Consider the following 26,290-nt stretch of genomic DNA (forward strand, 5'->3'; position numbering starts at 1 on the left):
TTCGGTCAGTGCCTTTCGAGGGCACTGACCAGATCGCGAAAGGCATTGCGGTTGGATTCATTGAGGCCCATCAACACCCGATGGGCTTCAAGCACGCGACTGCGCACCTCGGCTTCGGACTGGTCCTGCGGTGGCAGGTCGGTCAGGCAATCCGGGCAAGGCAGTACGGTCTCGACGATGTTGAACACCTGATCGAAACCCATGGAATCCAGCAGGCGCAGGATGTCCGGGTTGTTGGTGGTCAGCATGGGCAGCAGCCCGATGCGCTGCCGCGACAGGATCGACAGCTTGGCCAGGAGGCCCAGGGTGGTGCTGTCGATACTCTGCGTCTCGGTCAGGTCGATGACGATGGACGAGAAATTCAACGACGAGAAGATGTGTTCGATGGTCGCGTCCAGCGCCGAGCACAGGGTGAGACGCACCTCGCCGGTAAACTTCAGGACGAAGGTGCCATCCTGCTCGGCAAATTGGATTTTTCCGGTGCTCATGCCAGGTTCCTGCTCAACACCAGCAAAGCGATATCGTCGGGCATCTCGGTGACGGATGCCAGATCCAGGGCTTCGCTCAGGCCTGCCAGTGTACCGCCGGCGCGGCGGACGTAGTCGGGCAAGCTGTGTTCTTTCTCTTTCAAATTGTCTCCCGGCAGCAGGTCGAAGATGCCATCCGAAAAGAGGGTCAGGCTGAAACGCTCGGGCAGATCCATCTGGTGGTCATTGTAGGTCGCCTCTTGGAACAGGCCGACCGGCAGCCCCTTGCCGACCAGGAATCGCGTTTCTTCCGGGGTATGCAGGACCGGCAGCGGCAGATGGCCACCGATGCTGTACGCCAGGGTACCCGTGGTTTCGTCGATGACGCCACCCAGCATGGTCACGTGCTTGCCCAATTTGCAATCCAGTAGACCCCTGTTGATGTGGCCGAGCACATCCGAGGGCTTGAATTCGGGCAGGGTGCCGTTGCGCTTGGACTCGTAGAGCAGGCGCGTGGTCATGAACTTGAGCAGCACGGTCACGAAGGCCGAGGACGCGCCATGGCCGGAGACGTCGGCCAGGTAGAAGGCAACACGGTGTTCGTCGATGCGAAAGTAGTCGACGAAGTCGCCGGACAGATACAGCGACGGAATGATCTCGTGGGCGAAGTTCAGCCCTTCGGTTTCCCAGGGCGTCACTGGCAGCATGTTCATCTGCACGTGGCGTCCGGCGTTCTGATCTTCCTGCAGCAGGCTCAGGCTGGCCTGCAGCTCGCGATTGGTGTTTTCCAGCTTGACCCGGTAGCGATCGTTTTCCAGACGCAGACGAGCGCGATCCAAGGCACGGTTGACCGAGTGCTCGAGCACCATCAGGTCTTCCAGCGGCTTGATCAGGTAATCGGCGGCGCCCAGGCGCAGGGCTTCCACGACGTCGCTCATGACGCCGGCGCCGGACAGCACCAGCACGGGCGTATCGATGGACAACTCGCTGATGCGGCGCAGCAGCGTCAGCCCGTCGACCTGCGGCATGCGCAGGTCGCAGATGATGAGGTCGGGCTGTTCGCGCTCGAATATTTCCAGGCCCTGCTGACCATTGCTGGCCTGCAGGACGTTGAAGCCACTGTCTTCGAGATAGTCGGCGAGACTGAGGCGAACCACCTCGTCATCGTCAATGATCAAGAGCGTGGCAGGCGAATTAGACATAGAGGATCCAGGCATGCACCCGAACGGCAAACCGGCGGACACTATCCGACACGGGCCACGGTGATTACGACACGGCGGAGACACTACTCCCATCCACCGGGGCGTTCAAGCTTGCCAACCGGATGGAATTTCTTTACAGGGTGCCGTTATGGAGTTTATACCTCCAGCAACCCGTCATCCATCCTCCCAAGCAGTAGGATTGCCATGAGTACCATCGACCGTTCTTACAGTGAAAAGCGCGACTTCATTCGCATGCATGTCGACTCCAAGGCCTTATTGAAGGTCGGCGACGCCTCCTTCGAGGCGCGTTGCGTCGATCTGTCCAGCACCGGCTTCCAGATCGAGGCCGCCACCAGCCTGCAGATCGGCGACAAGGTGACCGTGCTCATCCCCTCCAGCCATGCCGAACTCCCCGGCCTGGAAGCCGATACCGAGGTCCTGCGCGTCCAGGCGACGGACTCTGGCAAGCAGCTGCTCGGCCTGTCCGTACTGGAAATGCGCTAGAGGCTCCGATCCCCAATAAAAAAGGCAGCCCGTAGGCTGCCTTTTTTATTGGACGGCGACTAGAAGTCGTCGACCACCTGGCCATCCTTGACCTTGAATTCGCGGGTCTGCAGGTAGGCATTGCGGATGAAAACATACTTGTCGCCGGTGATCAGGCGCTCGGCCTGCAGCAGACCGGCCCGGGTGTCGACGGTGCTGAGGGCGAAGGCGCTGTTGCGCACGGCGACATCGTCGACATAGGGATAGGCGCTGGTGTAGCTGTCCGGAATGCGGCCAAGGCCGTCACGCACGCTGCTGGGACCGAAGAATGGCAACACCAGGTAGGGACCGCTGTTGGCGCCCCACTTGCCCAGGGTCTGGCCGAAATCCTCGTCGTTGCGCTGCAGACCGGCCTTGGTCGCCACGTCGACCAGGCCGAGGCCACCCAGGGTGGTGTTCATCAGCAGGCGCGCGGTATCGACCCCGGCGTGCTCGACCTTGCCCTGCAGCAGATCGTTGGCCAGGTTGCGCACGTCACCCAGGTTGTTGAAGAAGTTGCTCACGCCGGTCTGCACGAAGCCGGGCGTGAAGCGCTGATAGCCCTGGGCGACCGGCTTGAGGGCATAGGTATCCAGGGTATCGTTGAACACGAAGATCTTGCGGTTGAAGCCTTCCCAGGGATCGGGATTCTCGGCTTCGGCCGCCATCGCCTGACCGGCAAACGTCAGGGCCGTTGCAAGGAGCGCTCCCCAAACCCTGGAACCACGTCGCTCGACCGTCATCGCTTCTCTCCTCGTTGCACTCAGACGCCTGAAAGGCGCCGATTATAGTCATAGCTTTGCCAGTTTGGCTTAGGGCCCGGCGCTGTGACTCGATCTTTGACCCAAGGTTGCGGTCAAAGAATCCGAACACAGGAGAAACGCCTTATGACCACCTCTCATCTGCAGGAACAACTCGACCACCTCCGCCACCAGTTGGACCAGGATCCGCCCGCCTCGCCCGAGGACCGGGAAGAACTGGAACTGCTGATCCGGGATATCGAATTCCAGCTGGCCAACGAAGATGCCACCCATACCCGGGATGGCAGCCTGGTGGAAGGCGTCAATCTGGCGGTGGAGCGCTTCGAGGTCAGTCACCCGACCATGGCCGGCACGCTCCGCTCGATCATGAACAGCCTGAGCAGCATGGGCATCTGATCACTGCCGGACGTAACGTTCCGCGGCGGGCTGGATGGCGTCACTGCTCCGGTAGGGATTGATGTCCAGTCCGCCACGCCGCACATAGCGGGCGAACACGGTTAGCTTCGCCGGCTTGAGCAGCCGCCACAGATCCAGATAGATGCGCTCGACGCACTGCTCGTGGAAATCCGCATGCTGGCGGAAGGCGACCAGGTAGCGCAGCAGACTGGCCGCGTCCAGCGCCAACCCCTCTTCATAGTCGATCACCACCGTGCCCCAGTCCGGCTGGCCGGTGACCGGGCAGTTCGACTTGAGCAGGTGGCTGTAAAACCTCTGACTATCCCGCGCCTCACTCACGCTCAACAGTTCAACCTGCGGGTGGGCGTAGCGATCCAGGCTGATATCCAGATCGTCGACGCACTGGCCAGCGGGGCGTCGCACACCCCGTGCCGTCCAGTCATCCAGGGATACCAGGCTGACACCGACGGTACCGCCGGCTGCGGCGCTCAGATCTTTGACCAGTACGGCTTCGAGTTCGGCCGGGCTGGCGAACATCGACTGGTTCAGGGAGTTGAGGTACAGCTTGAAGGACTTGGACTCGATGATGTTCGGCGAATCGGCCGGGATGGCGAATTCGCCAATGGCCACCACCGGCTTGCCGGACGGCAGCAGCCAGGACAGCTCGTAACAGGTCCAGACGTCCACCCCGTGAAACGGCAGGTCCTGCCCGTCCAGGCCCAGCTCCGCCCACTTGGGCGCGCGCGGGATCGGATACAGCAGCGTCGGCGCGTACTGGCTGACGTACTCGGTGCTTTTGCCCAAGGGCGATTGTTCTACGCTATGCATGAAGCTCTGACACTCAATGACGCATGCCGCGCCCGCTCACGAGCAGGCGGATGCTGACCAGATAAAGCACGACCACGGCGAACAGCATGAAGGCGATCGCCACCCCGATGCGGATGTCGGACACCCCGAGGATGCCATAGCGGAAGGCGTTGACCATGTGCAGGATCGGATTGATCAAAGACACCTTCTGCCAGAAGGCCGGCAGCAGGTCGATGGAGTAGAAGACCCCGCCCAGGTAGGTCAGCGGCGTCAGCACGAAGGTCGGCACGATGGAGATGTCGTCGAAGTTGCGCGCGTAGACGGCGTTGATGAAGCCGCCCAGGGCGAAGATCGCTGCAGTGAGGATGATCACCAGCAGCATGATGCCCAGGTGGTGCACCTGCATGTGGGTGAAGAACAGCGACAGCACGCTGACGATGGCGGCCACGGCCAGGCCGCGCAGGATGCCGCCCATGGCATAGCCGATGAGGATGACGTGCGGCGACACAGGCGAGACCAGCAGTTCTTCCACCGAGCGCTGGAACTTGCTGCTGAAGAAGCTGGAGACCACGTTGCTGTAGGCGTTGGTGATCACCGACATCATGATCAGGCCCGGCACAATGTACTGCATGTAGGTGAAGCCACCCATGCCACCGATGCGATTGCCGATCAGATTACCGAAGATCACGAAGTACAGGACCATGGTGATCGCCGGGGGCAGCAGCGTCTGCGCCCAGATGCGGGTGAAGCGGCGCACTTCGCGATGGACGATGGTCCGCAGCGCCACCATGTTGGCTTGGAATTCGGTACTCATCGGGCGACCTTGGCTAGATTCTTTTCCACCAGGGAGACGAACAGCTCCTCCAGGCGATTGGCTTTGTTTCTCAGGCTCTGCACCTGGATGCCGGCGGCGTCCAGCTGGCGGAACAGGGCGTTGACCCCACTGGCCTTGTCGATCTGCACCTCGAAGGAGTGCTCGCCCAACAGCTTGGCCGGATAGCCGTCCAGCTGCGGCGCTGCCGTCAACGGCTGGACCACGTCGACGATGAAGGTCTCGACGTTGAGCTTCTGCAGCAGCTTGCGCATGCTGGTGTGCTCGACCAGCTCGCCATGGTCGATGATGGCGATGTTGCGGCAGAGGTGCTCGGCCTCTTCCAGGTAGTGGGTGGTGAGGATGATGCTGGTCCCCTGCTTGTTCAGCTCGGTGAGGAAGCTCCACATGGAGCGGCGCAACTCGATGTCGACCCCGGCGGTGGGTTCGTCGAGGATCAGCAGGCGCGGCTTGTGGATCAGGGCGCGGGCGATCATCAGACGGCGCTTCATGCCGCCGGAGAGCATGCGCGACGGCGTATCGCGTTTGTCCCACAGCCCGAGCTGGGTCAGGTACTCCTCGGCGCGTTCACCGGCGATGCGTGCCGGGATGCCGTAGTAGCCCGCCTGGGTCACCACGATGTCGAAGGCTTTCTCGAACTGGTTGAAATTGAATTCCTGGGGCACCACACCGAGGCAGCGCTTGAGGCCTGCCGGATCCTTGTCCAGGTCGTTGCCGAACACCGACACCTCACCGCCCGACTTGTTGACCAGGGTCGAGAGGATGCCGATGGTGGTCGACTTGCCCGCTCCGTTCGGACCGAGCAGTGCGAAGAAATCACCTTCGACCACATCGAGGTCGATGCCCTTGAGGGCGGTGAAGCCGTTGTTGTAGGTCTTGGTCAGACCTCGAATGGAGAGAGCTAGACTCATGTGCCTCCCGGCAAGAACTGATTCGCAAAGAAAAGTGCTACTTCCTATAACCCCGGCAGAGGGCAAAGGTTCGATCCTAGTCGAACCAGACAACGTCGGACAGTGCCCCTATACTGCGCAGCCGCTTTTTCAGGAGACACCCATGGCCACTTCCTATCTCGACCACCACGTTGCCCTCCTCGCCCAGTTGCGTGCGCTCCTGGCCGACGTCGGCACGGCCGAGCAGGTGCCGTCGGAAAATCACGCGCTGTTCCTCGACCGCTTCGACGAGCTGGTCGCCGGCCTGCCGCAGGCGCCCGAAGAATACGCCTATCTCGGCCAGGACCTGCTCAGCCAGATCTTCAGCCGCTATCCGCAGATCGCCCACCGGGTACCACGCGACCTGCTGTGGTTCTTTGGCGGCGATTGCCTGCACTTCATGCCGGACGAAGAGCTGGCGCTCTATCAGCGACTGGACGAGCGTCGTCACGAGGCGGAATCCCGCGGCGAGGTCTTCGACTGGGCGCAGGAACAGCGCCTGATGGCCCTGCCGGCTGACGCCGCGCGCCACTGAAACGCCGAAGGGCTATCGAACCGGTCGATAGCCCTTCGTACCCGCAAAACGCGCTATCTCTAGTAGTAGGCGTTTTCGCGGTTGGTATGGTCGGTCACGTCGCGCACGGCGGTGAGCTCGGGGATCCGTTCCAGCAGGGTGCGCTCGACGCCATCCTTGAGGGTCAGATCGACCTGGCCACAGCCCTGGCAACCACCGCCGAAACGCAGCACGGCCACGTTGTCATCGACGATGTCCACCAGGCTGACCATGCCACCGTGGCTGGCGAGCCCCGGATTGATCTCGGTCTGCAGGTAGTAGTCGACGCGCTCGTTGAGCGGGCTGTCCTCGTTGACCATGGGCACCTTGGCATTGGGCGCCTTGATGGTCAGCTGGCCACCCATACGGTCGGTGGCGTAGTCCACCAGGGCATCTTCAAGGAAGGGCTGGCTGATGGCATCGAGGTAGGCGGTAAAGCTCTTCAACCCTACGGGCTGATCATCGGGCTTCTCTTCGCCAGGCTTGCAATAGGCGATGCAGGTCTCGGCGTACTGGGTGCCGGGCTGGGTAATGAAGATGCGGATACCGATCCCGGGGGTGTTCTGCTTTTCCAACAGGTCGGCCAGGTAATCCTGAGCCGCGTCGGTAATCGTGATGGCGCTCATGGTCACTCCTCAACAGGTGTCCCAAGTTTACGCCACCCCACCCCGCGACGAAAGCCCTAGTGAAACAGTCGGATAATCGACTCAATCGAGCCGCTGCACGAAGCTGGTCACCCGGTTGCGCCCGGCGTGCTTGGACTCGTAGAGCGCCTTGTCCGCCTGCTGGATCATCTGCTCGTGATTTGCCCAAGGGCACCGACAGATCGGTAAGACCGATACTGATGGTGAAGGCGATGGGTGTTCCCAGCACATCGAGACGCATGGCCTCCACGGCCTCGCGCAGGCGCTCGGCGAGCAGCCGCGCGCCTTCCACGCCGGTGTCGAGCAGCACCACGCCGAATTCCTCGCCACCGTAGCGCCCGGCGATGTCGGCGTTGCGCACATGGGTCTTGATCACCCCGGCCAGCGCCTTGATCGCCTGATCGCCGACGGCGTGGCCGTGGGTATCGTTGATGCGCTTGAAGTGGTCGATGTCGAGCATCATCAGCGCCAGGCGGCCGCCATAGCGCTGGTGGCGGGCGAATTCCTCGGTGAGCCGCTCTTCCCAGTAACCGCGATTGGCCAGCCCGGTGAGGCGATCGGTGCGCGACAGCTCCTGCAGCTTGTCGTTGGAAAGCTCCAGTTGCCGCTTGTTGATGGCGACATCGGTGACGTCGTAGATCACCACGCAGATATGGGCGATGGCCCCGGTGGAATCCCGCAGCGGCAGCAGGGTCACGTTCTGGTACATGAAGGCTTCCACGCCGGTGATCGGCTGGTAGCTCTTGAAGTGGACCAGGTAGGGTCGCTGTTCCCAGATGGAAAAGGCCCGGGTGCCCAGCAGCACCACGCTCTCGGCCTTGGCGCGAAACCAGGCTTCGTCGATCTCGGCGAAGACGGCGAACAGCGACTGCTGGCTGACCTCGCTGAGGATCCGCCCGGAATGGTTTTCCATGAAGCTGTTCCAGACCTCGATACGGTAGTCGAGATCCAGCACCACCACGCCGACATCGATGTTCTGCACGATGTCCAGCAACCAGTGGAGTTCGTTGATATCGATCTGTGCGGCCATGCTCAACTCATCAGGTAGCCGATCTTGCGGGTGATGCGCTTCACCGAATCCTCGGTGAACAGCAGCAGCAGATCGAAGTGGACGTTATGGCCTTCCAGGCTGTAGCTGAGTTCGACCGCCAGGGTCTTCTTCCAGCGCGTCTTGTTGACGACGATGAGTTCGTCGATGGACGCATGGTGACCGAGGATGGTCGGGTGGCCCTGGGAAAAGCGGATGTCGAACTGTTCGGCGATGCCGGCCAGGCAGGCGCCGATGATGATGCTCGACAGGTCCAGCAGCATCTCGATGTCGCCGGACTCCCCCGCCTCGCGCCAGCGCACCAGCTGGGCCATGTCGTCGAGTTCGGAATCATGGAAGATCAGCAGCGCCTCGCCGGCGATGCCCTCGCCGATGTAGCCCTGGCAGACCGCACTGAGGCGATCCTCACGCTGGGCGTCCACCAGCGTCATGTGCAGCTCGCTGACTTCCAGGATATTGACGTTGGGAATCGGCAGCTGGACGAAGACGTTCAGCGCCTTGGCCAGCAGCGCCCCGGCACGGCCCATGGAAACGTTGACCACCTCGCGGAAGGCATCGCGGAAACTGACCTCGAACTCGGGGCGCGGGACGGGCTCCGCCGGTACCGCCGGATTGGGGCTGTAGAGGCCGTGGCGTGCGAGCACCGCGGCCAGTTCGGCGGGATCGGCGGGCTTGCGCAGGAAGTCCAGGGCGCCCAGTTCACGTACCCGGGCCACCGCCTGCTCCTGGACGTCGCCGGAGACGACGATCACCTTGACCGCCAGGCCTTCGTTGCGGATGGCCGCCAGGGTGCCATAGCCATCCAGGATCGGCATGGTCAGGTCCAGCAGCATCACCTGGCCCAGACCCTGGCGCAGCGCCGTGAGGGCTTCCTCGCCATGGGTGGCCTGGGTGATGGATACCGCCCAGCCTTCGGGCAGGGAGCGAACCAGCTGCTTGCGCGCCATGTTCGAGTCGTCGCATATCACCAGAGGAATCACGGCCACCTTCCATGACGCAGTTTTGACGCACAGTAAACGTCGGTCATCTGTCAGTAAAGCAGCACTTCGAGGGCTTGCCCACCGGCCGCTCTAGATCGCGAAATATCCCTGGCATGAAAGACTCGCCGACCCTTCATGAGCGCTGCTCATCATGGACCACTGCCGATACCGGGGCGGGCGCCGGCTTTTGCTATGCTGCCACCCTTTGTCCAGCGTCTCTTCATCTCTGTGGAATGCCCATGACCGATCGCAGCTCTCGCCTCGCCGCCCTCCGCCACGCCCTCGCGCAGCGCATCCTCATCCTCGACGGCGGCATGGGCACCATGATCCAGAGCTATCGGCTGGAAGAAGCCGACTACCGCGGCGAGCGCTTTGCCGACTGGCCAAGTGACGTCAAGGGCAACAACGACCTCTTGCTGCTGACCCAGCCGCGGATCATCGCCGAGATCGAAAAGGCCTATCTGGACGCCGGCGCCGATATCCTCGAGACCAACACCTTCAACGCCACTCGCGTCTCCCAGGCCGACTACGGCATGGAAGAGATCACCTACGAATTGAACCTGGCCGGTGCCCGGGTCGCCCGCGAGGTGGCCGATGCCAAGACCCTGGAGACGCCGGATCGACCACGCTTCGTCGCCGGGGTCCTCGGCCCGACCAGTCGGACCTGCTCCATCTCCCCGGACGTCAACAACCCCGGCTACCGCAACGTCACCTTCGATGTGCTGGTGGAGAACTACACCGAGGCCACCCGTGGCCTGATCGAAGGCGGCGCCGACCTCATCCTGATCGAGACCATCTTCGACACCCTCAACGCCAAGGCCGCGATCTTCGCCGTCCAGGGCGTGTTCGAGGAGGTCGGCATCGAGCTGCCGATCATGATCTCCGGCACCATCACCGACGCCTCCGGCCGCACCCTCTCCGGCCAGACCACCGAAGCCTTCTGGAACTCGGTGCGGCATGCCCAGCCGATTTCCGTGGGCCTCAACTGCGCGCTGGGGGCAAAGGAACTGCGGCCCTACGTCGAGGAGCTGGCAACCAAGGCCGACACCTTCGTTTCCGCCCACCCCAATGCCGGCCTGCCCAATGCCTTCGGCGAATACGACGAAAGCCCCGAGCAGATGGCGGCGGTGGTCGAGGAATTCGCCGCCAGCGGCCTGCTCAACATCGTCGGCGGCTGCTGCGGCACAACGCCGGCGCATATCCAGGCCATCGCCGAAGCCGTCGCCCGCCATGCCCCGCGGCAGCTGCCGAATATCCCCAAGGCCTGCCGCCTCTCCGGCCTGGAGCCCTTCACCATCAGCCGCGAGTCGCTGTTCGTCAACGTCGGCGAGCGCACCAACATCACCGGTTCAGCCAAGTTCGCCCGCCTGATCCGCGAAGAGAATTACGCCGAGGCCCTGGAAGTGGCCCAGCAACAGGTGGAAGCCGGGGCCCAGGTCATCGACATCAATATGGACGAGGGCATGCTGGATTCGAAGGCGGCCATGGTCACCTTCCTCAATCTGATCGCCTCCGAGCCGGACATCTCCCGGGTGCCGATCATGATCGACTCCTCCAAGTGGGAGGTGATCGAGGCCGGTCTCAAGTGCATCCAGGGCAAGGGCATCGTCAATTCCATCTCCATGAAGGAAGGCGTCGAGTGCTTCATCCATCACGCCCGGCTGTGCAAGAGATACGGCGCGGCGGTGGTGGTCATGGCCTTCGACGAAGACGGCCAGGCCGACACCGAGGCGCGCAAGAACGAGATCTGCGCGCGCTCCTACGACATCCTCGTCAACCAGGTCGGCTTCCCGCCGGAAGACATCATCTTCGATCCCAACATCTTCGCCGTGGCGACCGGGATCGAGGAGCACAACAACTATGCGGTCGACTTCATCAACGCCTGCGCCTATATCCGCGACAACCTGCCCTACGCCCTGACCTCGGGCGGCGTATCCAACGTCTCCTTCTCCTTCCGCGGGAACAACCCGGTGCGCGAGGCCATCCACTCGGTCTTCCTCTACCACGCCATCCAGAACGGCCTGACCATGGGCATCGTCAACGCCGGCCAGCTGGAGATCTACGACGAGATCCCGGCCGCGCTGCGCGAGCGGGTCGAGGACGTGGTGCTCAACCGCACCCCGGCCGGCACCGACGCCCTGCTGGCCATCGCCGACGACTACAGGGGCGGTGGCGCGGTCAAGGAAGCCGAGACCGAGGAATGGCGCGGCCTGCCGGTGGGCAAGCGACTGGAGCATGCGCTGGTCAAGGGCATCACCACCCATATCGTCGAGGACACCGAGGAGTGCCGCAAGCAATGCGCGCGCCCCATCGAGGTCATCGAAGGCCCGCTGATGAGCGGCATGAACGTGGTCGGCGACCTGTTCGGCTCGGGCAAGATGTTCCTGCCCCAGGTGGTCAAGTCCGCCCGGGTGATGAAGCAGGCGGTGGCGCACCTGATCCCTTTCATTGAAGCGGAAAAAGGCGACAAGCCCGAGGCCAAGGGCAAGATCCTCATGGCCACGGTCAAGGGCGACGTCCACGACATCGGCAAGAACATCGTCGGTGTGGTGCTGGGTTGCAACGGCTACGACATCGTCGACCTGGGCGTCATGGTCCCGGCGGAAAGGATCCTGCAGACCGCCATCGCCGAGAAGTGCGACATCATTGGTCTGTCCGGCCTGATCACCCCCTCGCTGGACGAGATGGTCCACGTCGCCAAGGAAATGCAGCGCCAGGGCTTCACCCTGCCGCTGATGATCGGCGGTGCCACCACCTCCAAGGCCCATACCGCGGTCAAGATCGAGCCGCAGTACAAGAACGATGCCGTGGTCTATGTCACCGACGCCTCCCGTGCGGTGGGCGTGGCTACCCAGCTGCTGTCGAAAGAACTCAAGGCCGGCTTCGTCGAGCGCACTCGCGCCGACTACGTCGAGGTCCGTGAGCGCACCGCCAACCGCAGCGCCCGCACCGAACGCCTGTCCTACGAAAAGGCCGTGGCCAACAAGCCGGCCTTCAACTGGCTTGGCTACAAGGCACCCAAACCGACCTTTACCGGTGCCCGGGTGCTGGAAGACATCGACCTGGCGGTGCTGGCCGAGTACATCGACTGGACCCCCTTCTTCATCTCCTGGGACCTGGCCGGCAAGTACCCGCGCATCCTCAGCGACGAGGTGGTGGGTGAAGCCGCCACCGCGCTGTTCGACGATGCCCAGGCCATGCTCCGCAAGCTGATCGACGAGAAGCTGATCAAGGCCCGCGCCGTGTTCGGCTTCTGGCCGGCCAATCAGGTCCGTGACGACGACCTGGAAGTCTACGGCGAGGACGGCCAGCCCCTGGCCACCCTGCACCACCTGCGCCAGCAGACCATCAAGCCCGAGGGCAAGCCCAACCTGTCCCTGGCCGACTTCGTCGCGCCAAAGGAGACGGGCGTGACCGACTACATGGGTGGCTTCATCGTCACCGCCGGCATCGGCGCCGAGGAACTGGCCAAGAACTACGAGCGCAAGGGCGACGACTACAACTCGATCATGGTCAAGGCCCTCGCCGACCGCCTCGCCGAGGCCTGCGCCGAATGGTTGCACGAGCAGGTGCGCAAGGAGCACTGGGGCTATGCCGCGGACGAGACCCTGGACAACGAGGCGCTGATCCGCGAGCAGTACAAGGGCATCCGCCCTGCCCCCGGCTATCCGGCCTGCCCCGATCACACCGAGAAGGCCACCCTGTTCAAGCTGCTGGACCCCGAGGCCAGCTTCAACGAGGCCGGTCGCAGTGGCGTCTTCCTCACCGAGCACTACGCCATGTTCCCGGCCGCCGCCGTCAGCGGCTGGTACTTCGCCCATCCCGAAGCCCAGTACTTCGCCGTGGGCAAGATCGACCGGGATCAGGTAGGCAGCTACACCGAGCGCAAGGGCCAGGAGCTAGCGGTGACGGAGCGGTGGCTGGCGCCGAATCTGGGGTATGACAACTAGCCCGGCAGACGCCTCAGGTAACAAAAACGCAGCCCTTTTCGCGGGCGTCCCTACTAGGGTGTAGGGACTTCCATCGACGAGGACCGCGTGCCCATGAAAGGCCTTACCTTAGCCGCCGGCAGTCTCCTGTTCGGTCTCGCCACCCTGAACGCCAATGCCGCACCCCAGGCGCTGAGTGAAGCTCAGTGGCCCTTCACCGCGACGTCACGAGCCACCCTGGATGCGCCCTGGGCCATCGCCTTTCTCCCGGACGGCACGGCGCTGGTCACCGAGAAAGGCGGCGTCCTCAAGCACCTGAACGTGCAGACTGGCAAGGCGCAGGACATCGGCGGTGTGCCCAAGGTGGTCGCCGCCGGCCAGGGCGGGCTGGGCGATGTCATCCTGCATCCGCAATACGCCAGCAATCAGCTGATCTACCTGAGCTACGCCGAAGCCGGCGAAGACGGTACCCAGGGTGCTGCCGTGGCCCGTGCCAAGCTGACCTTGAAAGAAGATGGCAGCGGGTCGCTCAGTGACCTCAAGGTGATCTGGCGGCAGACCCCCAAGGTCAGTGGCAATGGTCACTATGGCCATCGTATGAGATTCGGCCCGGACGGCAAGCTGTGGATCACCTCGGGTGAGCGGCAGAAATTCACCCCGGCCCAGGATATGACCGGCAACCTGGGCAAGCTCATCCGCCTCAACGATGACGGTAGTACGCCTGCGGACAACCCCTTCGCCCAGCAGGGCGGCGTAGCGGCGCAGGTCTGGTCGCTGGGTCACCGCAACCCGCTGGGCATCGCCTTCGATGCCCAAGGCCGCTTGTGGGAACAAGAGATGGGTCCCCAGGGCGGTGACGAGCTGAACCTGATCCAGCGCGGCGGCAATTACGGCTATCCCGAGGTCTCCAATGGCGATCACTATGGCGGCAAGCCGATCCCGGATCACGCGACCCGCCCGGAATTCATCCCGCCGAAGATCACCTGGACGCCGGTGATTTCCCCGGCCGGATTGATGATCTACGAGGGCAGCCGCTTCCCGGCCTGGAAAGGTAATGCCTTCATCGGCGGCCTGTCTTCCAAGGCGCTGGTGCGGATCGAACTCAAGGGCGAAGAGGCACGCGAAGTCGAGCGCTATGCCATGGGCACGCGCATCCGCGACGTCGAGGAAGGTCCCAACGGCAGCCTCTGGGTACTGGAAGACGGCGCCAACGCACGGCTGCTGGAGTTGCAGCCGAAATAGCCAGCAGGATCACCCAGGGACGGGTGACCGCTGTCTCAACGCAACTCGGAAGGCGAGCGACGGACGATCTTGATCGAGTGCTTGATCTCGGGCTTGCGGGTAACGCTGATCGGCCGCTTGGTGACGGTGTCCAGGGTGATGTTCCAGAAGCCGGTGCTCGGGACGGTGATGCGCGCCGGAAAGGTGTCGAAGGCGCCGCCGTGATAGGAGTGGCGGCCGCCGTTCTTGAAGCTGCGGAAATTGGCATCGTTCATCAGGCGGATGTTGCACACCCCCGAACTCTGGATGACGACCAGATCGCCCTCGTTGAGATGCTCGCGCTGGTGGATGAACTTCATGACGGGTCCTCGTCTTGCAAAGGACTAGGATAGCATCCCTGCCCTGTCCTATTATCGCCGCCCGCCCTCGACCTGCCCTTTTCCCATGCGTATTTCCGATGTCGTCCAGTTGCTCGCCGATGCCGGCGCCAAGCCCAAGCACAGTGCCCGTATCCTGCGCGCCTGGTGCCAGGGACTGGCCCTGGATACCGGCACCCGGCGCCAGCAGGCGGAAAACTTCCTGCCGCTGGAGGTACGCCAGGCCATCCCGGCACTGACCGCGCGGCTGGAAGGCCTGGCCCGGGTGACCTCGGAGCATCCGGGAGCCGACGGTTCGGCGCGGATGCTGGTGACCCTGGGCGATGGCCAGGCGGTGGAAAGCGTGCTGCTGCCGCGCGACGGGCTCTGCGTGTCGTCCCAGGTCGGCTGCGCGGTGGGCTGCGTCTTCTGCATGACTGGCAAGAGCGGCCTGCTGCGCCAGGTGGGCAGCGCCGAGATCGTCGCCCAGGTCGCCCTGGCGCGACGCCTCAGGGCGGTCAAGAAGGTGGTCTTCATGGGCATGGGCGAGCCGGCGCACAACCTGGACAACGTGCTGGAGGCCATAGACCTGCTGGGCACCGCCGGCGGTATCGGCCATCGCAACCTGGTGTTTTCCACCGTCGGCGATCCGCGGGTGTTCGAGCGACTGCCCCAGCAGACGGTCAGGCCGGCATTGGCGCTGTCGTTGCACAGCACCAATGCCGAGCGTCGGGCCCGCCTGCTGCCCAAGGCGCCCCGCTACGAACCCGGCGAGCTGATCGAACAGGGTGAAGCCTATGCCCGACTGATCGGCTATCCCATCCAGTACCAGTGGACGCTGCTCGCCGGCATCAACGACGGCCAGGACGAGATGGACGAATTGCTGCGGCTGATGAAGGGCAAGTACGGCGTACTCAACCTGATTCCCTACAACAGCCTGGAAGTGGACGACTACCAGCGCCCCGACGGCGAGCGCATCGTGCAGATCGTGCGCTACCTGCACAGCCGCGGCCTGCTGACCAAGGTGCGCAATTCCGCGGGCCAGGATGTCGACGGCGGTTGCGGCCAGTTGCGCGCCCGGGCCGAGGTGCTGCGCCCCGTACGCGTCAGCGCCTGACCGATCGTCCTGCGCGGGGCCCCGCCCATCAGGTGCGGCGGAACGCCCGGTCGGGCGCCCCCTCAGAGTGCATTCGCACCATTCAGAGGGAAGCTTTTCCATGCAGGATCGCATCAAACGCCACGACCCCTTCATCGCCGGTCTGAAGGAACGCCTGCCCGAAGCGCTGCGTGAATCCTTTACCGAGGAGCAGCTGGAAGCCCTCAAGCTGGCTTTCGGCACCCGCAGCTGGGGCAAGCACAGTGTCGATCTGCGCGGCACCGTCAAGTTCTGGCACCGCCGCTACTACTTCGTCTTCCTCGCCGGTCGCAACTACCGTCAACTCTCGCGCCTGGAGCAGGAATTGTCCCTGCTCGGCAAGGCCACGGTGCTGGCGGTGATCCTGCTGGCCTGCGGCCTGGTGGGCCTCTTGCTGCTCTATCTGCTCAAGTCCGCGCTGGGCATCGACATCTTTCCCGACTACTCCTTCGGAGTTTGGACCTGGTTCAAGGGTCTATTCGAGTAGCACGGATTCGCTTGACCCTGGCAGGGAGGCTTGCCCCTTGGGAGACCTCCTATGCCCCACCTGAATCGCCGTCAGACCCTCGGCCTGCTGGCTGCCAGTGCCGCCCTGCCCCTGCTGGGCGGCTATCCGCTCCGCGCCTTCGCAGCGGGCAATGGATACCTCGCCCTGGTCGAGAAGGAAGCCCCCGGCATCGGCTTCTATCGCCTGGCCGATGGCAAGCGCGTCGGCAGTCTGGAATTGCCGGAGCAACCCCATGAGATCGTCGCCGACCGCCAGGGTCGCTATGCCTATGTCGGCCAGTATGGCGTCAAGAGCTGGCAGGCGCCTGGCGAGGGCGGCCACCAGGTCAGTGTGATAGATCTCGCCGAGCGCCGCCTGGTGAGATCCATCGACCTGTCGCCCTATCACCGCCTGCACGGCATGCGCCTGGACGACCAGGGTCGCCTCTATGTGCTCAGCGAAACCGACTCGCTGCTCATCCGCTTCGATCGCCCCGCCACCGCCGAATCGCCCAGCCAGATCGTCCCGGTCGGCGGGACCCGCAGCCACTACTTCGTACTGACCCGTGACGGACGCCGTGCCTACGTCGCGGATACCCTGAGCGGCCTGGTGATCCTGGTGGACGCGCACAATCCCGCCGTGCTGCCGGTCAAGAAATATCTCGGCCAGGCGCCGGAGGGCTGCTGCCTGAGTCCGGACGAGCGTACCTTCTATGTACTCGACCGTTTCGCCGGCATCCTCCATGCGCTGGATGCCCGCGACCTGGCGCCGATCCGCCAGATCAAGCTGCGGGGCGAAGCGGTACGGGTAGCCGCCCTGCCCGATGGCCGCCTGCTGGTGTCCAATCTGGCGGACAAGAGTCTTTCGCTGCTGCGGCCCGATACCCTCGCCGAAGTGGCCTATCTGCCCATGGGCAGCGCGGTGCCCGGCCTCAACCTCGATCCCCGCGGCGAGCGGCTGTTCGCGGCGCTGGAAGATAATCAGCTGGCAGTGGTCGACCTGCGCAACTGGCGGGAGATCCGTCGCTTCGCCACCGGCAAGGCTCCGGATACCGCCGTGGTCTTCCAGGCCTGACGCGCGCCTCCACGCTGATCCGCTGCCAACCAGTCGGCGGATCCATAAGGCACGAGAATCATCCGCATTTAACAATCCGAATCATTGTGATACAAATCACCGACCTCCGGGCGCGTCGGCGCCCTTAGCTTCCGTCGGTGATAGCTTTCATGCTCGTTCCCTTTCTGATCATGCTCCGCGAAGGTATCGAAGCGGCGCTCATCGTTGGCATCATCGCCAGCTATCTGCAACGCACCGGTCGTGGCCACTGGATGCCCGCGGTCTGGATCGGGGTGATGCTGGCCGCCGCCCTGTCCCTGTTCGTGGGCGCCGGACTGCAACTGGCCAGTGCCGAATTCCCGCAGCGTCAGCAGGAACTGTTCGAAGCGGTAGTCGGCCTGGCGGCCACCGCCATCCTCACCTCCATGGTGTTCTGGATGCGCAAGGCGGCGCGCTCGATCAAGACCGAACTGCACGACTCCCTGGAAAACGCCCTGTCCGCCTCGCGCAACCAGGTCTATGCCCTGATCGGCATGGTCTTTCTGGCGGTTGCGCGGGAGGGCCTGGAAACCGTGTTCTTCCTGCTCGCCATCTTCCAGCAGAGCGCCGGCCCCGGTGCGCCCCTGGGTGCCCTGCTTGGCCTGATCATCGCCATCGCGGTGGGCTACGGCCTCTATACCGGCGGCGTGCGACTGAACCTGGGCAAGTTCTTTCGCTTCACCGGCCTGTTCATCCTCTTCGTCGCGGCCGGCCTGTTCACCAACTCGGTCAAGGCCCTGCATGAAGCCGGCCTGTGGAATTCGCTGCAGCAGGTGCTGTTCGACTGGAGCCACGTGCTGCCCGCCGACGGCCCGGTGGGTACGGTGCTGGCCGGCATGTTCGGCTACCAGGACACCCCGACCGTGAGCACCCTCGGCGCCTATCTGCTGTTCCTGGCGGTCACCCTGCCGCTGTTCTTCCGCACCCCGGCGCCGCCCCAGCGTCCTGTGGTAACCACCCCCGCCTCGCTGGAGCGCCCGTCTTGAACAACGCCAACCCCCATTCGCCGAAGCAGGGCTCCACGGCCATGCGCCTGGCCCTGATCGGCTCGGCAACCCTGCTGATCGCCGCGGGCGCCGCCTTCTATTACGCCTCGCGCTCCGCAGGCGAGCGTCACGCGACCGTCGCCGACGGCGAGATCAAGGTCGATATCCTGGCCAATCGCTGCGAGCCCAACGCCCTGGAAGTGCCTGCCGGACCGGCGCGCTTTCGTATCGTCAACCGCTCGGATCGGGCGGTGGAGTGGGAAATCCTCGACGGCGTCCTGGTGGTCGAGGAGCGCGAGAACATCGCCCCCGGTCTCAGCCAGGTCATCAATGCCACCCTGGCGCCTGGCGACTACGCCATCACCTGCGGGCTGCTGAGCAATCCGCGGGGTACGCTGAAGGTACTCCCGACCGCCGCCTCGGAAGCCGCCAGCAAGGCCGGCCCGACCCTGACCCAGTTCGTCGGTCCGCTGTCGGAATACCGCGTCTATCTGAATCAGCAGAGCCGCCTCTTGCTGCAGGGTCTCACTACCCTCCAGCAGGCCCTGCCCGCGGGCGATCTGGCGCAGGCGCGCGCCGCCTATGCCGCCGCTCGCCTGCCCTACCAGCGCCTAGCGGCAACCGCGCAGCGCTTTGCCGAACTGGACAATCGCCTCAACGCCCGCGCCGACTACTACGAAAAGCGCGAACAGGATCCGGCCTTCGGCGGCTTCCATCGGCTCGAACAAGGCCTCTTCGCCGGCAACAGCACCCGGGACCTGGAACCCGTTGCTGCCCGCCTGCAACAGGACGCCGCCGCCCTGCGCGATGCCCTGCTCGGCCAGTCGCTGCCGCCCGAGCAACTCAGCGGCAACGCCGCACGCCTGCTGCACAACCTGGCCAACACCCGGATCTCGGGCGAGGAAGAACGCTACAGCCAGCTCGTGCTGCCCGGCTTTGCCGCCAATCTGGACGGCACGCGCAAGGTGATCGAGTTGCTGCGCCCGCTGCTCGGCAAGGGGCATCCCGAGCTGCAGCAAAGCCTGGATACCCAGGCCGACGCCCTGGCCGCGGCCCTGGGCGATGTTCAGCGTCCCTACTCTTCCCTTTCCCCTGACGACCGCCAGCGCATCGCCGCCGCGGCCCAGGCCCTGGCCGACTCCCTCGACCAGGTCGCCCCGGCCCTGGGCCTGGCCGCGACCAAGACCACGCCATGAAGAAGTCCGCTCCCGATCAGCCCAATATCGACCGTCGCCGCCTGCTGGGTGGGCTCGGCGCCGCCAGCGTGGCCCTGGCCGGTGCCGGGCTCTGCCCGATGCACGCCCGGGCGGCCAGCACCGCCGAGGTGACCCGTGCCCCCGGCAGCGCCAATACCCACCAGCGCCAGGCGTTCCTCGGCCAGCACCAGAGCGGCATCGTCACCCCACGGCCGGCGGCCGGGATGATCGTGGCCTTCGATGTGCTGGCCAGCGACCGTGACGACCTGGAACGCCTGCTGCGGACCCTCGACGAGCGCATCCGCTTTCTCATGCAGGGCGGCCCGGTACCGGAGGTCGATCCCAGGTTGCCGCCGCTGGATTCCGGCATCCTCGGTCCGGTGGTGACGCCGGACAACCTCACCATCACCGTCTCGGTGGGCGAGTCGCTGTTCGATGACCGTTTCGGCCTGAGCGCGGTAAAGCCGCGCCAGCTGCAGCGCATGACCGGCTTTCCCAACGACGCCCTGGAAGCGGACTGCTGCCACGGCGATCTCTGCCTGCAGTTCTGCGCCAATACCCCGGACACGAACATCCACGCCCTGCGCGACCTCCTGAAGAATCTGCCCGACCTGCTGGCGATCCGCTGGAAGCAGGAAGGCAGCGTGCCGGTGCAGGATCCGCCACCCGGGCAACCGGCGGAAAGCGCGCGCAACTTCCTCGGCTTTCGCGACGGCTCGGCCAACCCCGATTCCACCGACGCCCAGGCGATGGACCGGATCGTCTGGGTCCAGCCCGGCAGCGGCGAGCCCGCCTGGGCCGCCCAGGGCAGCTACCAGGCGGTGCGCATCATCCGCAATTTCGTCGAGCGCTGGGATCGCACCCCGCTGCAGGAGCAGGAAGCCATCTTCGGGCGGCGCAAGGCCAGTGGCGCGCCCATGGCCGGCGGTCACGAGACCGATGTGCCGGATTACGCCAGCGATCCCAAGGGCAAGGTCACGCCGCTGGACGCCCATATCCGCCTGGCCAATCCCCGTACCCCGGAGAGCCAGCGCAACCTGATCCTGCGCCGCCCCTTCAACTACTCCAATGGCGTGCGCAAGAACGGCCAGCTCGACATGGGCCTGCTGTTCATCGCCTACCAAGCCGATCTGGAGCAGGGCTTCATCGCCGTACAGAAACGCCTGGATGGCGAGCCCCTGGAGGAATACATCAAGCCCATCGGCGGCGGTTACTTCTTCGTCCTGCCGGGGATCACCGATGCCAAGGACTATCTCGGCCGCAGCCTGCTGGCCGCCGCATCGCTTTAAAACCTCGACAGGAGAAGTCGAATGAAACGCTCGTTCCTCGCCGCTGCCCTCGGTCTGGCCCTCGCCACGCCGGCCTTCGCTGCCAACTCGCCGCTGGATCTGGTCGGCCCCATCTCCGACTACAAGATCTATGTCACCGACAACCTGGCCAAGCTCACCGAGCAGACCCAGGCCTTCACCGCGGCGGTCAAGCGCGGCGACCTGGCCACCGCGCGCAGGCTCTATGCCCCGACGCGGGTCTCCTACGAGCAGGTCGAGCCCATCGCCGAACTCTTCAGCGACCTCGACGCCGCCATCGACTCCCGCGAAGACGACCACGAGCAGGGGGTCAAATCCGAGGACTTCACCGGCTTCCATCGCCTGGAGCACGCCCTCTTTACCCAGAACACCACCGAAGGCCAGGGTCCCCTCGCCGACAAGCTGCTGGCAGACGTCAAGGACCTGCAGGCCCGCGTCGATGGCCTGACCTTCCCGCCGGAAAAGGTGGTGGGTGGCGCCGCGGCGCTGATGGAGGAAGTGGCGGCGACCAAGGTGTCGGGCGAGGAAGAGCGCTATAGCCACACCGACCTCTATGACTTCCAGGCCAACGTCGATGGCGCCAAGAAGATCGTCGACCTGTTCCGCCCGCAGATCGAGAAGCAGGACCAGGCCTTCGTCGCCAAGGTCGACAAGAACTTCGCCACGGTCGACAGGATCCTGGCCAAGTACAAGACCAAGGACGGCGGCTTCGAGACCTACGACAAGGTCAGCGAGCGTGATCGCAAGGCCCTGGTCGGTCCGGTCAACACCCTGGCGGAAGATCTCTCCACCCTGCGCGGCAAGCTGGGCCTGAACTAACCGCGGCTGCTAAAACTACTGCGCGTCCGCCAAACGGGCGCGTGCAGTGCTCGGAATCCTCATGTACCGCTCGTACACTCCGGTTCCTGCGCGCCGCGCGCACCCGCCCTGACAGCCGCTCGCTACGTTTTATCAACCACGGTATTCATAAGTGGTATCCGGCGCCGCCCACCCTGCTCTCGCTTATCGCCGGAATAGATTTATATATAAAGAAACATCGCTTTTAAGCATATAGACCTGCTGCTATCGTGCACGGCCTAGAAAAGTCTCCAGAGCACCCCAGGGGTGCCCAGGACTTCGATCACGCGCAGCCGTGCGCGCCGCCTGACAGCAGGATGACCATGTACGTTTACGATCAGTACGATCAGCGGATCGTCGAAGAGCGTGTCGCCCAGTTTCGCGACCAGACCCGCCGCTTCCTGGCCGGAGAGCTGGGTGGCGAAGAATACCGCCCGCTGCGCCTGCAGAACGGTCTCTACATCCAGCGCTACGCGCCCATGCTGCGGGTCGCGGTGCCCTACGGCCTGCTGAACACTACCCAGGTGCGCAAGCTGGCGCAGATCGCCCGTGACTACGACAAGGGCTACGCCCACATCAGTACCCGGCAGAACTTCCAGTTCAACTGGCCGGAGCTGGAAGACGTCCCCGAGATCCTTGCCGAGCTGGCCACCGTGCAGATGCACGCCATCCAGACCAGCGGCAACTGCATCCGCAACACCACCACCGACCAGTTCGCCGGCGTCGCCCATGACGAACTGATCGATCCGCGCCCCTGGTGCGAGATCATCCGCCAGTGGTCGACCTTCCACCCCGAATTCGCCTTCCTGCCGCGCAAGTTCAAGATCGCCGTCAACGGCGCCGCCCTGGATCGCGCCGCCATCGAGGTGCACGACATCGGCCTGGAAGCGGTGCGTAACGAGGCCGGCGAGCTGGGCTTCCGCGTGCTGGTCGGCGGCGGCCAGGGCCGTACTCCCCACACCGGTGAATTCATCCGTGAATTCCTGCCCTGGCAGCACCTGCTCAGCTACCTGGAAGCCACCCTGCGGGTCTACAACCGCTACGGCCGCCGCGACAACAAGTTCAAGGCGCGCATCAAGATCCTGGTCAAGGCGCTGGGTGCCGACGCCTTCGCCGAAAAGGTCGAGGCCGAGTGGGCCCACCTCAAGGACGGCCCCGTCACTCTGACCGACGCCGAGGTCGCGCGGGTCTCCGCCTTCTTCGTCGATCCGCCCTATGCCGAGCTGCAGGACCAGGACGCCGCCCTCGCCCGCCTGGACGCCGAGCACCCCGGTTTCTCCCGCTGGCGCCAGCGCAACACCTTCCGCCACAAGCGTCCGGGCTATGTCGCCGTGACGCTGTCGCTCAAGCCCACCGGCGTCGCGCCGGGGGACGTGACCGATCTCCAGCTGGACGCCATGGCCGAGCTGGCCGATCGCTACAGCTTCGGCGAGCTGCGCACCTCGCACCAGCAGAACGTCATCTTCGCCGACGTCCGTCAGGACCAGCTGCTGGAGCTCTGGCACGAGTTGCGCGAGCATGGCTTCGCCACCCCCAACATCGGCCTGCTGACCGACATGATCTGCTGCCCGGGCGGTGATTTCTGCTCCCTGGCCAACGCCAAGTCGATCCCCATCGCCGAAGCCATCCAGCGCCGTTTCGACGACCTGGACTACCTGTTCGACATCGGCGAGCTGGACCTCAACATCTCCGGTTGCATGAACGCCTGCGGTCATCACCACGTCGGCCACATCGGCATCCTCGGCGTGGACAAGAAGGGCGAGGAGTTCTACCAGGTGTCCCTGGGCGGCGACGCCGGCCGTGACGCCACCCTGGCCAAGATCCTCGGCCCCTCCTTCGCCCAGGACCAGATGCCCGAGGTGATCGGCAAGCTGATCAACGTCTACGTCGAGCGACGCACCGAAGACGAGCGCTTCATCGACACCTACCGCCGTATCGGTATCGACCCCTTCAAGGAGCGCGTCTATGCAAAGAATCATTAAGGGCGACCAGCTGGTCACCGACAACTGGCATCTGCTGCCCAAGGACGTCGCCTTGGCAGACGTCCCCAACAGCGACGACGTGATCATCCCGGCCGCCCTGTGGCTGGAGCACGGCCATGCCCTCACCTGCCGCGATGGCAAGCTGGGCATCTGGCTGGACAGCGATGAAGAGCCGGAGAGCATTGCCGGCGACCTCGCGCACTTCGCCCTGATCGCCATCAACTTCCCGGCCTTCGTCGACGGGCGTGGCTATTCCTATGCCCGCCTGCTGCGCGAACGCTTCGGCTGGACCGGCGAGCTGCGCGCCATCGGCGATGTCCTGCAGGACCAGCTGTTCTTCCTCAAGCGTTGCGGCTTCGATGCCTACGTGGTCCGTGCCGACCGCGATCCGGAAGCGGCCCTGGCCGGTCTGCGCGACTTCAGCGTGACCTATCAGGGCGCGGTCGACCAGGCCGAGCCGCTGTTCCGCCGCCGCCAGGCCTGATCGCCGCGGACGCAAAAGAAAACCCGCCGCGGCGGGTTTCTTTTTGTCTGGCCTTCGCTCAACCGAGATCGACCACCACACGCCCCACCATCTTGCCCGCCAGGATCTGACTGATGGTGTCGGGCAGTTCGGCAAGGCCGACCTCGCGGGTCAGGCTGTCCAGGTCGTCCAGCTTCCACTGCACCGAAAGCTTGTCCCAGAGCGCGGCCTTGGCCATCAGTGGCAACTCGACAGAATCCACGCCCAGCAGATTCACCCCGCGCAGGATGAAGGGAAAGACCCCGGCGGCGAAGGTGGTGCCGGCGGTCATGCCGCAACAGGCCACGCTGCCGCCGTATTCCAGCGACTTGATGACGTTGAAGAGGATGTCGCCGCCGACGGTATCCACCGCCCCGGCCCACTGCTGGTCCAGTAGCGGCTTGCCGACGCCATCGGCCAGGGTGGCACGGTCGAGGATCTGCCGGGCACCCAGCCGATGCAGCCACTCCGCGCGCTCCAGCTTGGCCGTGGACGCCGCCACGTGATAGCCCAGGCGTGCCAGCAACTTGACCGCCAGACTGCCCACGCCACCACTGGCACCGGTGACCAGCACGGTACCGGCTTCAGGGGTCAGGCCCATCTGTTCGAGCTTCTCGACGCACAGCGCCGCGGTGAGCCCCGCGGTGCCCAGCACCATGGCTTCACGCAGGCCGAGATTGTCCGGGCGGCGGATCACCCAGGCGGCCGGCACCCGGATGTACTGGCCGAAGCCGCCGGGAGTGCTCATGCCCAGGTCGTAGCCCGTGACCAGGACCTCATCGCCCACGGCGAATTCGCCAGCGTTGGAGTGCTCCACCACCCCGGCAGCGTCGATACCCGGGGTATGGGGATAGCGCCGGGTCACGCCGCGGTTGCCGATGGCCGACAGGGCGTCCTTGTAGTTGAGCGAGGAGTAGCGCACCCGGATCAGCACCTCGCCCGCGGGCAGGTCGTCCAGGCTGCGCGTCACCACCTCTTGCCGGAAAGCACCATGGGCCCCTTCGGTCACCCAGAGCGCCTGAAAATTGCTCATCGCATAACCTCCATTGGAGTCTTGTTATGGGCCGTCAGTCCCTTGGACCTCAGCGCCAGCGGGTCGACTCGGCCAGGCGCTCCCACCAGGTGCTCACCAGACGATCGACCCCGAGGCTCGCGGCCATGCCCAGGCGCTCGGGCAACGACTTCTTCTCGACGAAGCGCAGCGAAAAGACTTCGACCACCTGGGCCCGTTCGGCCAGGTATTCGTCACTGGTGCGCAGCTCGTCCACCAGTTGCTTGCCCAGCGCGGCCTGGCCGAGCCAGACCTCGCCGGTGGCGACCTCGTCGATATTGAGCTGCGGCCGGTAGTGGGCGACGAAATTCTTGAACAGCACATGGGTAGTATCCAGATCGTGCTGGAATTTTTCCTTGCCCTTCTCGTCGTTCTCGCCGAACACCGTAACGGTGCGCTTGTACTGGCCGGCGGTGAAGACCTCGAAGTCCACGTCATGCTTCTTCAGCAGGCGGTGGACATTGGGCAACTGGGCGACCACACCGATGGAGCCGAGGATGGCGAAGGGCGCACAGAGGATACGGTCGCCGATGCAGGCCATCATGTAACCGCCACTGGCCGCTACCTTGTCGACGCAGATGGTCAGGGGAATTCCCGCCTGGCGGATGCGCGCCAGCTGCGAGGCGGCCAGGCCATAGCTGTGCACCAGGCCACCGCCGCTTTCCAGCCGCACCACTACCTCGTCCTTGGGCGTCGCCAGGGTCAGGACGGCGGTGATCTCGTTGCGCAGGTGTTCGTTGGCCGTGGCCTTGATGTCGCCATGGAAATCGAGCACATAGACCCGCGACTTGCCGGTCTCGCTCTTGCGCTTGGTCTTCTCGGCCTTGGTCTCGCGCTTGCGCAGGGCCTTGAAGGCTTCCTTGCCCAGCACGCTCTGCTGCAACCTCAGCCGCAGATCGCGATAGAAGTCATTGAGCTTCTGTACCTGCAACTGGCCAGCGGAGCTGCGCCGGTTGCGGCCGCGGACGGCGACGGTGAACAGCAGCACGGCGATGATGGCGACCACCACGGTGACGGTTTTGGCCAGGAAACTGGCATAGTCGGCAAGAAACTCCACGGACTCTCCTA

General features: G+C 64.4%; 25 protein-coding genes, 1 other RNA gene and 1 pseudogene. 15 read left to right on the forward strand and 12 right to left on the reverse strand.

What is annotated here, in order from left to right; all coding sequences use genetic code 11:
* Positions 1-5 precede the first annotated feature (5 nt).
* A complete protein-coding gene (gene rssC, locus QE444_RS14440) occupies positions 6-488 on the reverse strand; it encodes an anti-sigma factor antagonist RssC (RefSeq protein WP_007158388.1) in 483 nt (160 codons plus the stop codon).
* A complete protein-coding gene (gene rssB, locus QE444_RS14445; RefSeq protein ID WP_133861614.1) occupies positions 485-1,669 on the reverse strand; it encodes a two-component system response regulator RssB in 1,185 nt (394 codons plus the stop codon). The genes rssC and rssB overlap by 4 nt, the downstream gene beginning before the upstream one ends.
* 204 nt (positions 1,670-1,873) lie before the next feature.
* Between rssB and QE444_RS14450 the strand changes: the two genes are divergently transcribed.
* The gene (locus tag QE444_RS14450) at positions 1,874-2,173 is read left to right on the forward strand and encodes a PilZ domain-containing protein (protein ID WP_187979315.1); all 300 of its coding nucleotides are present in this window, start codon (positions 1,874-1,876) and stop codon (positions 2,171-2,173) included.
* Positions 2,174-2,232: 59 nt separating this feature from the next.
* Here QE444_RS14450 and QE444_RS14455 read toward each other — a convergent pair whose 3' ends face one another.
* The gene (locus tag QE444_RS14455; protein WP_273861521.1) at positions 2,233-2,859 is read right to left on the reverse strand and encodes a VacJ family lipoprotein; all 627 of its coding nucleotides are present in this window, start codon (positions 2,857-2,859) and stop codon (positions 2,233-2,235) included.
* A gap of 219 nt (positions 2,860-3,078) precedes the next feature.
* On the opposite strand from QE444_RS14455, the gene QE444_RS14460 reads away from it, so the two are divergent.
* Positions 3,079-3,348 (forward strand): DUF4404 family protein, encoded by a 270-nt coding sequence (locus QE444_RS14460; RefSeq protein WP_007158392.1) that lies wholly within the window; start codon positions 3,079-3,081, stop codon positions 3,346-3,348.
* On the opposite strand, the gene queF is transcribed toward QE444_RS14460, so the two are convergent.
* From queF to QE444_RS14475, 3 genes are read right to left on the reverse strand one after another with little or no spacing between them, the layout of a single operon-like run.
* On the reverse strand, positions 3,349-4,176 hold the full coding sequence (gene queF / locus QE444_RS14465; protein ID WP_273861520.1) for an NADPH-dependent 7-cyano-7-deazaguanine reductase QueF: 828 nt from the start codon (positions 4,174-4,176) through the stop codon (positions 3,349-3,351).
* A 13-nt stretch (positions 4,177-4,189) separates the two neighbouring features.
* Positions 4,190-4,969, reverse strand: a complete 780-nt coding sequence (locus QE444_RS14470; RefSeq protein WP_133863077.1) for an ABC transporter permease — start codon at positions 4,967-4,969, stop codon at positions 4,190-4,192.
* Positions 4,966-5,898 (reverse strand): ABC transporter ATP-binding protein, encoded by a 933-nt coding sequence (locus QE444_RS14475; RefSeq protein WP_309739368.1) that lies wholly within the window; start codon positions 5,896-5,898, stop codon positions 4,966-4,968. The genes QE444_RS14470 and QE444_RS14475 overlap by 4 nt, the downstream gene beginning before the upstream one ends.
* 142 nt (positions 5,899-6,040) lie before the next feature.
* On the opposite strand from QE444_RS14475, the gene QE444_RS14480 reads away from it, so the two are divergent.
* On the forward strand, positions 6,041-6,451 hold the full coding sequence (locus QE444_RS14480) for a PA2817 family protein (RefSeq protein WP_133863079.1): 411 nt from the start codon (positions 6,041-6,043) through the stop codon (positions 6,449-6,451).
* Between the two features lie 59 nt (positions 6,452-6,510).
* Here the strand turns inward: QE444_RS14480 and nfuA are convergent, their stop codons facing one another.
* The 3 genes and pseudogenes from nfuA to QE444_RS14495 form a co-directional block, all read right to left on the reverse strand.
* Complete coding sequence (nfuA, locus tag QE444_RS14485) at positions 6,511-7,095, reverse strand: Fe-S biogenesis protein NfuA (RefSeq protein WP_133863080.1); 585 nt, start codon at positions 7,093-7,095, stop codon at positions 6,511-6,513.
* 81 nt (positions 7,096-7,176) lie between these two features.
* Positions 7,177-8,143: pseudogene (locus QE444_RS14490) on the reverse strand (diguanylate cyclase).
* A gap of 2 nt (positions 8,144-8,145) precedes the next feature.
* Entirely contained in the window at positions 8,146-9,108 is a 963-nt protein-coding gene (locus QE444_RS14495; protein ID WP_405046427.1) for a response regulator, read from the reverse strand.
* Positions 9,109-9,374: 266 nt separating this feature from the next.
* Between QE444_RS14495 and metH the strand changes: the two genes are divergently transcribed.
* The gene (gene metH / locus QE444_RS14500) at positions 9,375-13,091 is read left to right on the forward strand and encodes a methionine synthase (protein ID WP_309739375.1); all 3,717 of its coding nucleotides are present in this window, start codon (positions 9,375-9,377) and stop codon (positions 13,089-13,091) included.
* A 93-nt stretch (positions 13,092-13,184) separates the two neighbouring features.
* Entirely contained in the window at positions 13,185-14,312 is a 1,128-nt protein-coding gene (locus QE444_RS14505; protein ID WP_187979320.1) for a PQQ-dependent sugar dehydrogenase, read from the forward strand.
* Positions 14,313-14,347: 35 nt separating this feature from the next.
* Here QE444_RS14505 and QE444_RS14510 read toward each other — a convergent pair whose 3' ends face one another.
* Positions 14,348-14,650, reverse strand: a complete 303-nt coding sequence (locus tag QE444_RS14510; protein ID WP_133863084.1) for a DUF1883 domain-containing protein — start codon at positions 14,648-14,650, stop codon at positions 14,348-14,350.
* Positions 14,651-14,735: 85 nt separating this feature from the next.
* On the opposite strand from QE444_RS14510, the gene QE444_RS14515 reads away from it, so the two are divergent.
* From QE444_RS14515 to QE444_RS14560, 10 genes are all read left to right on the forward strand, one after another.
* Positions 14,736-15,764, forward strand: a complete 1,029-nt coding sequence (locus tag QE444_RS14515) for an RNA methyltransferase (RefSeq protein WP_280307486.1) — start codon at positions 14,736-14,738, stop codon at positions 15,762-15,764.
* A gap of 100 nt (positions 15,765-15,864) precedes the next feature.
* Positions 15,865-16,269 (forward strand): 3-phosphoshikimate 1-carboxyvinyltransferase, encoded by a 405-nt coding sequence (locus QE444_RS14520; RefSeq protein ID WP_133863086.1) that lies wholly within the window; start codon positions 15,865-15,867, stop codon positions 16,267-16,269.
* Between the two features lie 51 nt (positions 16,270-16,320).
* On the forward strand, positions 16,321-17,343 hold the full coding sequence (locus tag QE444_RS14525; RefSeq protein ID WP_309739380.1) for a twin-arginine translocation pathway signal protein: 1,023 nt from the start codon (positions 16,321-16,323) through the stop codon (positions 17,341-17,343).
* Between the two features lie 149 nt (positions 17,344-17,492).
* Positions 17,493-18,347, forward strand: a complete 855-nt coding sequence (efeU, locus tag QE444_RS14530; RefSeq protein WP_133863088.1) for an iron uptake transporter permease EfeU — start codon at positions 17,493-17,495, stop codon at positions 18,345-18,347.
* Between the two features lie 41 nt (positions 18,348-18,388).
* Entirely contained in the window at positions 18,389-19,543 is a 1,155-nt protein-coding gene (efeO, locus tag QE444_RS14535) for an iron uptake system protein EfeO (protein WP_309741992.1), read from the forward strand.
* Entirely contained in the window at positions 19,540-20,832 is a 1,293-nt protein-coding gene (efeB, locus tag QE444_RS14540; RefSeq protein WP_187979323.1) for an iron uptake transporter deferrochelatase/peroxidase subunit, read from the forward strand. Before efeO (QE444_RS14535) ends, efeB begins: the two co-directional genes overlap by 4 nt.
* A 21-nt stretch (positions 20,833-20,853) precedes the next feature.
* A complete protein-coding gene (efeO, locus tag QE444_RS14545) occupies positions 20,854-21,669 on the forward strand; it encodes an iron uptake system protein EfeO (protein ID WP_309739383.1) in 816 nt (271 codons plus the stop codon).
* 61 nt (positions 21,670-21,730) lie between these two features.
* Positions 21,731-21,807: non-coding RNA, sX9 sRNA (locus QE444_RS14550), on the forward strand.
* Between the two features lie 203 nt (positions 21,808-22,010).
* Positions 22,011-23,669, forward strand: coding sequence for a nitrite/sulfite reductase (locus tag QE444_RS14555; protein ID WP_273861513.1), 1,659 nt, complete (start codon positions 22,011-22,013; stop codon positions 23,667-23,669).
* Positions 23,653-24,153, forward strand: coding sequence for a DUF934 domain-containing protein (locus QE444_RS14560; protein ID WP_133863093.1), 501 nt, complete (start codon positions 23,653-23,655; stop codon positions 24,151-24,153). Before QE444_RS14555 ends, QE444_RS14560 begins: the two co-directional genes overlap by 17 nt.
* 58 nt (positions 24,154-24,211) lie before the next feature.
* Here the strand turns inward: QE444_RS14560 and QE444_RS14565 are convergent, their stop codons facing one another.
* Complete coding sequence (locus QE444_RS14565; RefSeq protein WP_187979326.1) at positions 24,212-25,204, reverse strand: YhdH/YhfP family quinone oxidoreductase; 993 nt, start codon at positions 25,202-25,204, stop codon at positions 24,212-24,214.
* A 49-nt stretch (positions 25,205-25,253) separates the two neighbouring features.
* The gene (gene sohB, locus QE444_RS14570; protein ID WP_133863095.1) at positions 25,254-26,279 is read right to left on the reverse strand and encodes a protease SohB; all 1,026 of its coding nucleotides are present in this window, start codon (positions 26,277-26,279) and stop codon (positions 25,254-25,256) included.
* Between the last annotated feature and the right edge of the window lie 11 nt (positions 26,280-26,290).

Origin of the sequence: Pseudomonas sp. SORGH_AS_0199 (assembly GCF_031453735.1) — a bacterium.
Lineage (GTDB): Bacteria > Pseudomonadota > Gammaproteobacteria > Pseudomonadales > Pseudomonadaceae > Chryseomonas > Chryseomonas aestiva.